Genomic DNA, 9643 nt, shown 5'->3' with positions numbered 1-9643 from the left:
AATCTAAAATCTAAAATCTAAAATCTAAAATCGAACCACCTTCCCATTCAATCTAAAATCTAAAATCTAAAATCGCATGACTCCCACCTTATTCGGCCGCTGGCAAACTCGGTTATTGCTATTTTCAACCGTAGGCGTTTTAGTAACGCTGCCCTTTTTTCTTGGTTTAATTACCTCCCAATCAGGCTCAATTTTTTTCTGGATTTTAGGGTATGTAGCGATTTTTGGCATCGGCTGGGATGCTTTATATATTTCGATCCAGCAGTTCCGCTGGGATCGAGATTGGCCCGGCGCGTTTCAATTGCTTGCTGGGATTTGGGAAGCACTTTTTGTGTTATTTTTAATCAAAATTATCGGTTTACCCGGGATACCTAGACAAGATTTTGACTTGGGAGCTTTTGCTTTGCATTATAGTTTAGTGTGGCTGGCTATTTATCTGGCGTCGCAAACACTGATGCGGATTTTCTTTCCCTACTGGCGTTTCCGAGGCGGTCAATGGTTGTAATAATACCTGTAGGGGCGGTTTTTACCAACAATAATCGCCTCAAACCAATAATCTCATAAACCCGCCCCGGCCATTCTACCAATTCCCAATTCCCAATTCCCAATTCCCAATTCCCAATTCCCCCTGCCCAATTGCCAACAGAATTTATAGTAAGGTGTACCGCTCCCTCGGCACCCGACATAATTTATAGTAAGCTAAGGTCAAAATTGCCGGCATCCTTCAATGCACCGTCCTCCTTGTATATTCTCATTTTTTTCTGGTTCAGGCTTGCTCGATCTGGGTTTTGAGTCGATCGGCTTTAATGTAGCGTATGTCAATGAAATTTTCCCACCTTTCATGCAAGCATACCGCTATTCTCGGCAGTGCCTGAATTTGCCGCTACCAGAATACGGATATTGCGAAGGAGAGGAAGCAGATGTAACTCGACTTGTAGCGGGAGAACCAGCTTTTCGCCTGCGGGAATTGATGCAGGATGCCCGCAAGCATCACGATATTGTGGGATTTATCGCGGGGCCGCCTTGTCCTGACTTTTCTATTGGTGGCAAAAACCGGGGTCAAGAAGGAGATAAAGGTCAACTTTCAGCTTCATACATAGAATTGATTTGCCAGCAGCAGCCGGATTTTTTTTTATTTGAAAATGTCAAAGGTTTGTGGAGAACCAAAAAACATAAAGCTTTTTACGACGAACTCAAACATCAATTGGCTGATTCGGGATACGTTTTTGTCGAACGTTTAATTAATGCGATAGAATATGGTGTTCCACAAGATAGAGACAGAATTATTTTGATTGGCTTTAGAAAAATTCTTGTCAAAAACATGGGAATTTATATAGATCAAAAAAGCCCAATGTTACCCGAAAGTTTATTTCCTTGGCATAGTCAGATCTTATATCCCAAATCCGAAGTTTTTTCTAATCCTTGGCCGGATATAAATGCCTTTGCAGGCGATGGTTTCTTGCCTTGTCCTGATGGCATTCCCCAAGAGTTAACGGTTGAGTTTTGGTTCCAAAAAAATCACGTTCTCAACCATCCCAATGCCAAACACTATTTCAAACCCAAAGCTGGCCTTAAGCGGTTTGCTTCCGTTGATGAAGGAGATGATTCAAAAAAATCTTTCAAGCGATTACACCGATGGCGTTATTCACCGACAGCTTGTTACGGCAATAACGAAGTTCACTTGCACCCTTACAAAGTTCGCAGGCTTTCTGTTGCAGAAACACTGGCTGTTCAGTCACTGCCAAAAGACTTTGCATTGCCGGCTAAGATGACATTGACTAATATGTTTAAAACTGTTGGAAATGGGGTTCCTTATTTGGCTGCACAAGGTATTGCAAAAACAATTTTACAGTTTTTATATAACTAAAAAAACCAAATAGCCAGATCCCAGACTTCGCAGAAGTTATCGGGTATCTAAAACTATTTGTAGCGATAAAGTGCGCATTGCGCACCCTACAATTACTAAAATTCCCAATTACCAGACGTATCTCGTTTAACACAGAAGTGTTATAATAAATTGTTAAGGTTGAAAACCTATATTTTTTATTGCCTGCAATTCGCCATGACCGTTAAACCCCGCCGCTATCACATCACTACTTTCGGATGCCAGATGAATAAAGCCGACTCGGAACGGATGGCCGGCATTCTGGAAAATATGGGCTTTGAGTTCTCGGAAGACCCGAACGAAGCTAGCTTGATTCTCTACAATACTTGCACGATTCGCGACAATGCCGAACAAAGAGTTTATTCTAACCTCGGCAGGCAAGCTCATCGCAAGCGCCAAGAACCGGGTTTAACTTTAATTGTAGCTGGATGCGTGGCGCAGCAGGAAGGTGAAGCGCTGCTGCGGAGAGTGCCGGAATTAGACTTAGTAATGGGCCCGCAACACGCTAACAGACTTGAAGATTTGCTGGAACAAGTTTTTGAGGGCAATCAAGTTGTGGCGACTGAAGCTGTTGAGATTATGGAGGATATTACTAAGCCGCGCCGCGATAGCAAGGTGACTGCTTGGGTGAATGTAATTTACGGCTGCAATGAACGCTGCACTTATTGTGTTGTCCCGAATGTTCGCGGGGTTGAACAGTCGCGAATGCCGGAGGCAATTCGCGCGGAAATGGAGGATTTGGGCCGCCAAGGTTACAAGGAGGTGACTTTGTTGGGGCAAAATATTGATGCTTACGGACGGGATTTGCCGGGGACAAAACCGGGCGGCAGCAACCAGCATACTTTGACGGATTTGCTTTATTTTTTGCAGGATGTGCCTGGTGTCGATCGCCTCAGATTTGCTACTAGCCACCCGCGCTATTTTACGGAAAGATTGATTAAGGCTTGTGCGGAATTACCCCAGGTTTGCGAACATTTTCACATTCCTTTTCAGTCGGGAGATAATGATATTTTGAAGGCGATGTCTAGGGGTTATACTCAGGAGAAATACCGCCGGATTATTGATACAATTCGCCGTTATATGCCGGATGCTTCGATTACGGCAGACGCAATTGTGGGTTTTCCCGGGGAGACGGAAGCGCAGTTTGAGAAGACTTTGAAGTTGATCGAAGATGTTGGTTTCGATTTGGTGAATACTGCTGCTTACTCGCCTCGCCCGGGAACACCGGCGGCTTTGTGGGAAAATCAGTTGAGTGAGGAGGTGAAAGCCGATCGCCTGCAACGAATCAATCATGTGGTGACAACAACGGCGATGGAACGATCGCAGCGCTATTTCGGACGTACTGAAGAGGTTTTGGTGGAAGTCCAAAATCTCAAAGATTCAACTCAGGTGATGGGACGCACTCGCGGCAATCGTCTCACATTTTTTAAGGGCGATATTGCTGAATTGGCGGGTAAAATTGTGCCGGTTAAAATTACAGATATTCGCGCTTTTAGTTTGACAGGAGAAATGCTGGAATAGTTTTGAGGTTTGAGTTTTGAGTTGAATTCCTACAAATAATGTTGGCAAACTCAATACTCAAAACAGAAATTGTAGGCTGGTCAAATCCCAACTAGATTTGTGGAAAGAAGTAATTTAATATGGGGCGCAAATTCTGAAGAAAGCAATTCGCCTTTTGCTGCTAACAACTATTCCGACAACGGAGGATGACTGGAGTATTGAGCGTTTCTGTTCACTCCGGGAATATCTGGCTGCCCTGAAGGACGATGAAGGAAATAAACTGTTTAAGTCAGAGCAAGAAATTGGGAACCCAATGCTGAGGTAAATGATGAGATTTTAAGCTGTTTGGGGGATGCAATTTTTGACTAACTGTGGGTGTTTGCTGTGGATTCTGGCGAGGGTTTAACTGAAAATGACCGGGGGGGAATTGAGGCTTTTGACAGGCGGGAGGGGGATTTTTACCGCAGAGAGCGCAGAGTGCACAGAGGAAGAGTGGAACAGAGGAGATAAATAGTCTTAAAGCGGTTCGTCTCTGCTTAGCTGCGCTAACTGCGTGTATATTTGTCGAAAAGTCCTAGGAGTATTGAAAAATGACAAAGATGCGGATCGGGCTATTGTTCGGGGGGCGATCGGGCGAACACGAAGTCTCAATTAGTTCGGCGCGGGCGATCGCCCGTGCCCTCGCTGCTGACGAAAATGCCTCTAAATACGAAGTTCTGCCCTTTTATATCCAAAAAAACGGCCGCTGGCTGTCGGGAACATTACCTCAACAAGTCTTAGCCACCGGAAAACCTCTGGAAATAGAGGAACAACCAGGACAAGATGACTCTCCCGCGTCTGGACAGTTTCCTAATTTTAATTCCGTAGAGGTTTGGTTCCCTGTTTTGCACGGGCCAAACGGTGAAGATGGTACGGTGCAAGGATTGCTGAAATTAATGCAAGTTCCTTTTGTCGGTTCGGGGGTTTTAGGTTCGGCGCTGGGAATGGATAAAATTGCGATGAAAATGGCTTTTGCTCACGCTGGTTTGCCGCAGGTAAAATACATTGCTGTCAACCGTTCCGAAATCTGGTCTAATCCTTGTGTTTTCCCCAAACTGTGCGACAAAATTGAAGCGACTTTGGGCTATCCTTGCTTTGTTAAACCGGCGAATTTGGGTTCGTCTGTGGGAATTTCTAAAGCTCGATCGCGCGCTGAGTTAGAAGCAGCTCTCGATAGCGCTGCCAGCTACGACAGGCGGATAATTGTCGAAGCGGGTGTGGTTGCTAGAGAATTAGAATGTGCAGTTTTAGGCAACGATAATCCCAAAGCTTCAACTGTGGGAGAAATTACTTTTCAAAGCGATTTCTACGACTACGAAACTAAATATACTGAGGGACAAGCCGACTGGTCAATTCCGGCAAAAGTTAGCGGTGCGATCGCCTCGCAAATCCAAGAAATGGCAGTGCAAGCCTTTTTGGCTGTAGACGCAGCCGGTTTAGCGCGAGTAGATTTTTTCTACATTGAATCAACCGGAGAAGTTTTGATTAACGAAATCAACACTTTCCCTGGATTTACAGCTACCAGTATGTATCCGCAAATGTGGGCAGTGGACGGCATTTCTTTCCCCGAATTAGTAGATCGTTTACTTCAATTAGCTCTCGAACGGCACGGGGAAAAACGTTGAATCACGAGCTGCCAACCGCTGCCGTGCCAACAGAAAAAAAAATATTTTCGCAGGTAATATATCCATACCAGCGGAAAGGATATAACATGGTTGTGGCAGGCTATCCCTGCCAGCAACCCAATTTCCCCTGCTAGTCGAGCAACTGGGAATTTTAAGCAGTCGGGTATAAATAAATGCCACATAAAATGGTTAACGGAGAAGGGCGAATAGCATTGTCAATCTCACATCTTGCATCTCAAATTTTAACTCGGTTAACTTAGATGAGACGTTTCACTCAACTTCCGCAGTGGTTGACTTACGGACTGGTATTTCCCCTAGCGGTACTCAACTGCTGGTTAGCCCTCCTAGTCTTTGAATATTTTCGCGCCCTGATTACAGTTTTGGTAGTGGCTACAGTGCTGTCTTTTTTGCTGGATTATCCAGTGCGCTTTATGCGCAGATACGGGCTGAAGCGCGCTCGAGCAGTTTTGTGGGTATTGTTTTTGACTTTACTGGTATTGGTGGTTTTAGGTCTGACTCTGGCTCCCATTCTGCTAAACCAAATCACTGAACTCGCCACCCGACTGCCGACTTGGATAGTTTCTGGCACAGAACAGATTGAAGCGTTCCACAAGTGGGCGGAAAATCGCAATCTCCGCATTGATGTCAGGGGTTTGACTACCCAATTGAGCGAGAGACTTTCAGCTCAATTGCAGTCTCTCACTGGCGAAATTCTCAAATTTGGCTTGGGTGCTGCAGACAGTCTGTTGAATTTCCTCCTGACAATAGTCGTGACATTCTACTTGCTCTTGCACGGCGAGCGCGTGTGGGAAGGCTTGTTTAAGTGGTTTCCCTCCAAGCTGAACCTTCAATTGCGAGAATTGCTGGCGCGAAGCTTCCACAACTACTTCGTCGGGCAAGCAACTTTGGCGGGTTTGATGGGACTGTCGATAACTGTTGCTTTTTTAATTTTGCGAGTTCCTTTCGGACTGCTGTTCGGTTTGGGTGTGGGTGTAATGACCATGATTCCCTTCGGGGCACCTTTCAGTATTTGCATTGTCAGTTTGCTGATCACATTAAACAACTTTTGGCTCGGCGTGACAGTTTTAGCTGTCGCTACAGTAATTGAGCAAGTAATTGAAAGCGGGGTTGCTCCTCGGTTATTAGGCGGTTTTATCGGTCTCAATCCCGTGTGGATTTTAGTGTCGCTGCTGGTGGGGGCTAAGGTGGCGGGAGTAGCAGGTTTGATAGTTGCTGTGCCGATGGCAGGTTTTATTAAGAATACTGTTGATACTTTGGAAACTTTGAGCAACAAGTCCCAGGAAATTGATTCGGTTAGTTCCATTGAACCTGCGGAGCAATAAAATTGCCAGCTCAGTTAAAATGTCAAATTTTAAGTGAGTTTTTGCCGACTATTTTGACTGAGGTTTAGTTGGTACTTTAGATTGAGGCTTTACAGGTTTTTTACTTCGACTTTAGGTTTAGGCTTTCCGGGTGCTTTAGCTGCTGTGCTGGATGCAGGCAGGGTCAAAAACCCCGTTTCTACGTTAACGTCGATCGCTCACAAGGAAGATTTTGACTCTTAACCGGGTTTTTGTGAGTCCAGGACTGTTGTTGACTTCGGATATCAATCCTGTCACAATTTCGCGGGAAATGCGGAATATCCTGGCTGGCTACCGTAGTTTGTATTATCGCACTCAGGCGACAATTCGCCAGTGCAGGTCCAGTTCGATCGCACTCAAAAGCTGGAATCCAAAATAGGCCTGCGAGTGTCGGGTTTCTACCCCACCAGGTAGGGTAAACCCCACCAGTCAAGCAGATATCACAAATGCTTGAATTAAAATTAAACAGCCTTTAGTTCTAACTTAATTCCAGTAAGTGCTAAAAATGCAAAACCCTAATTATAACTCTCGCTCTAACTACCACCAAATCAATACTATGTCAACCAAAAATATGCCTGCTACAACTGTGCGTTCTCGCCGTTTTTCCTTGCCGAAAAAACTGGCTTTTTTATCCCTTGTTTTGCTCGGTTCCACCGCAACTGTTGGGTGCAACGCCCTAACTTCTCAAGTTCCTGGAAGTTCTAACGCTATCAAAGCTGAACCGGCAAGTGCAGCGCCAATCTCAGCATTGCCTGCAAATATACTGCCCTCTCAAGACTCTAATTTTGTCACTAAAGTAGTGCAGGAAGTCGGCCCAGCAGTGGTGCGGATCAATTCGTCTCGGACGGTGAAGAACCAAGTTCCAGATGAGATCCCCGAGGAATTCCGGCGCTTCTTCGGTTCGGAATCTCCCATTCAACCGGGAAATCGGGTAGAAAGGGGTTCTGGTTCGGGTTTTGTTTTTGGTTCCGACGGCCGCATTTTGACTAACGCTCACGTTGTTGATGGCGCCGATACGGTGACGGTAAAACTGAAGGATGGCCGCGAATTTGTCGGCAAAGTTTTAGGCGTAGATACAGTTACTGATGTGGCTGTTATTAAAGTTGAAGCTAACAATTTGCCTGTGGTGAGTTTGGGCAAATCTGAAGAGTTACAGCCGGGAGAATGGGCGATCGCGATCGGTAATCCCCTCGGTTTGGACAATACTGTGACTGTGGGCATTATTAGCGCTACAGGTCGTTCTAGCGCCGATGTCGGCGTTCCCGACAAGCGCGTCAGCTTTATTCAAACCGACGCTGCGATCAATCCTGGCAATTCTGGCGGCCCGCTGCTGAACCAGCGCGGTCAAGTTATCGGCATGAATACGGCGATTATTCAAGGCGCTCAAGGATTGGGTTTTGCTATTCCGATCGATCGAGCACAACAAATTGCCAGCCAATTAGTAACAACAGGAAAAGCCGCACATCCTTATCTCGGCGTTCGGATGTTGAGCATTACTCCCGAAATCAAGGCAGAATTCAATAAAAATCCCAACCCCAAATTGAGGCTGACTGAAGATAAAGGCGTGTTAGTTTTGGGAATTGCCAAAGATTCTCCGGCGGCACAAGCTGGAGTCCGCGTTGCCGATGTCATCAAGAAAATCAACGGTGCAGAAGTCAGCGATGCTGGCAGCGTACAGCAAATTGTCGAGAAAAGTACAGTGGGCAGCGATCTGCAGCTTGAATTGAGCCGCGGCGGACAACCTGTTACTGTGGCGGTGAAAGCGGGTGATTTTCCAGCGGCCCAGAAGCAGTAGTAGAATTGTTGATTGAAAGTTAGATATTGCACGCAGAAGCAAGAGTCCGGCAGGGGCTTAAACCCCTGCCTCAAAGTGAAAGTCCTCTTGCATAGGACTAATACTCAGCTACTGTCAATAAATAGCGAGTAACTATTAATCGGTTTTAACTGAGATCTTGCACCATTGTCAGCAACAGGCTTTCCGGCCTGTTCCACAAAAGATAAATTTTCTTGTGGAATAGGCATCTTGCCTGTTCATAAAAGGATTATTGAGAATGGTGCAAGATGTGAGTTTTAACCGACTTGTGCTGTGAGACGGGGTTTAAGCCCCCGGCGGGATGTCGTAGTAATTCTACTAAGTTACCATAATTTATATTGGTTATTAAGAGGTAGAAAAATGGCTAACATTAATCGGAGGCGTACTGAAAATATCAGCGGTAACTTTTATGTAGACACTACCTGCATTGACTGCGATACTTGTCGGTGGATGGCACCTGAAGTATTTACTCAAGAGGGAGAACAGTCTGCTGTTTACCACCAGCCAACTAACGAGATGGAAGAAAGGCGAGCGCTGGCGGCTCTTTTGTCTTGTCCCACAAGTTCGATCGGCACTGTTGAAAAACCGAAAAACATCAAAGAAGTTCAGCAAAATTTGCCCGCACTCGTAGCAGAAAATGTCTATCACTGCGGCTACCACTCAGAGAAATCCTACGCCGCGGCCAGCTATTTAATTGTCCGTCCCGATGGCAATGTTTTAGTTGATTCTCCCCGTTTTGTGCCGCCGCTAGTCAAAAACATAGAAGCAATGGGCGGCATTCGCTATATGTACTTGACTCACCGCGACGATGTGGCAGATCATCAACAATACCACGACCATTTTGGGTGCGATCGCATTCTCCATGCTGACGAAATTAACGCTGATACTCGCAGTGTAGAAATTAAATTGTCGCGCAGCGAACCGCATCAAATAGCAGATGACTTGTTGATTATACCTGTTCCCGGCCACACGAAAGGTCACACAGTTTTGCTTTACAATAACAAGTTTTTGTTCAGCGGCGATCATCTTGCTTGGTCGGAAAGTTTGCAGCAGCTAGTTGGCTTTCGCAACGCCTGTTGGTATTCTTGGCCAGAACAAATCAAATCTATGCAGAATTTGGCTAATTATGACTTTGAATGGGTGTTGCCGGGACACGGTCGCAGGTATTATGCCGATCGAGAAACAATGCGCGAGCAAATGCAACAGTGTATTGCTTGGATGGTCGATGCTTAATAGTTTAAAACCCCTTTTCTACTAGGCGGTTGAAACCAATCCTACACCATTAGTCACAAGTTAAGCTAAAAGCACTATTGTCAATGAGTAAAATTACTCATCTTTTACCTGTTGACCCAATTAAAATATGACTCCATTTGTTCCTTTATTGTTGAAAAAAAATTGTTCGGGACTTCTTTGAGTTCCA

At 45.4% G+C, this 9643-nt stretch carries 9 protein-coding genes; 8 read left to right on the top strand and 1 reads right to left on the bottom strand.

All coding sequences use genetic code 11. The features are described from left to right. Nucleotides 1-76: 76 nt before the first annotated feature. The 7 genes from ACUVJL_RS11655 to ACUVJL_RS11625 all read left to right on the top strand — a co-directional run bounded on the left by ACUVJL_RS11655 (nt 77) and on the right by ACUVJL_RS11625 (nt 8205). Entirely contained in the window at nt 77-505 is a 429-nt protein-coding gene (locus ACUVJL_RS11655; protein WP_445245993.1) for a hypothetical protein, read from the top strand. A gap of 222 nt (nt 506-727) precedes the next feature. Further along, nucleotides 728-1867 carry a DNA cytosine methyltransferase gene (locus ACUVJL_RS11650; RefSeq protein ID WP_445245992.1) on the top strand — a complete coding sequence of 380 codons (1140 nt, stop codon included), beginning with the start codon at nt 728-730 and terminating at the stop codon, nt 1865-1867. Between the two features lie 195 nt (nt 1868-2062). Then, nucleotides 2063-3406 (top strand): tRNA (N6-isopentenyl adenosine(37)-C2)-methylthiotransferase MiaB, encoded by a 1344-nt coding sequence (gene miaB, locus ACUVJL_RS11645; RefSeq protein WP_445245991.1) that lies wholly within the window; start codon nt 2063-2065, stop codon nt 3404-3406. Nucleotides 3407-3975: 569 nt separating this feature from the next. Further along, nucleotides 3976-5049 carry a D-alanine--D-alanine ligase family protein gene (locus tag ACUVJL_RS11640; protein WP_445245990.1) on the top strand — a complete coding sequence of 358 codons (1074 nt, stop codon included), beginning with the start codon at nt 3976-3978 and terminating at the stop codon, nt 5047-5049. Nucleotides 5050-5309: 260 nt separating this feature from the next. Next, on the top strand, nt 5310-6392 hold the full coding sequence (locus tag ACUVJL_RS11635; protein WP_445245989.1) for an AI-2E family transporter: 1083 nt from the start codon (nt 5310-5312) through the stop codon (nt 6390-6392). 232 nt (nt 6393-6624) lie between these two features. Then, nucleotides 6625-6789 (top strand): hypothetical protein, encoded by a 165-nt coding sequence (locus ACUVJL_RS11630; RefSeq protein WP_445245988.1) that lies wholly within the window; start codon nt 6625-6627, stop codon nt 6787-6789. Between the two features lie 177 nt (nt 6790-6966). After that, entirely contained in the window at nt 6967-8205 is a 1239-nt protein-coding gene (locus ACUVJL_RS11625; protein WP_445245987.1) for an HhoA/HhoB/HtrA family serine endopeptidase, read from the top strand. A 104-nt stretch (nt 8206-8309) separates the two neighbouring features. On the opposite strand, the gene ACUVJL_RS11620 is transcribed toward ACUVJL_RS11625, so the two are convergent. Then, the gene (locus tag ACUVJL_RS11620; RefSeq protein ID WP_445245986.1) at nt 8310-8432 is read right to left on the bottom strand and encodes a hypothetical protein; all 123 of its coding nucleotides are present in this window, start codon (nt 8430-8432) and stop codon (nt 8310-8312) included. Nucleotides 8433-8583: 151 nt separating this feature from the next. On the opposite strand from ACUVJL_RS11620, the gene ACUVJL_RS11615 reads away from it, so the two are divergent. Continuing rightward, entirely contained in the window at nt 8584-9456 is an 873-nt protein-coding gene (locus tag ACUVJL_RS11615) for an MBL fold metallo-hydrolase (RefSeq protein WP_445245985.1), read from the top strand. Nucleotides 9457-9643: the final 187 nt, after the last annotated feature.

It is taken from the genome of Microcoleus sp. OTE_8_concoct_300, from assembly GCF_031383065.1.
Lineage (GTDB): Bacteria > Cyanobacteriota > Cyanobacteriia > Cyanobacteriales > Microcoleaceae > Microcoleus.
The sequence above is the reverse complement of the archived record's forward strand: the minus strand, read 5'-3'. Positions and strand labels throughout refer to the sequence as shown.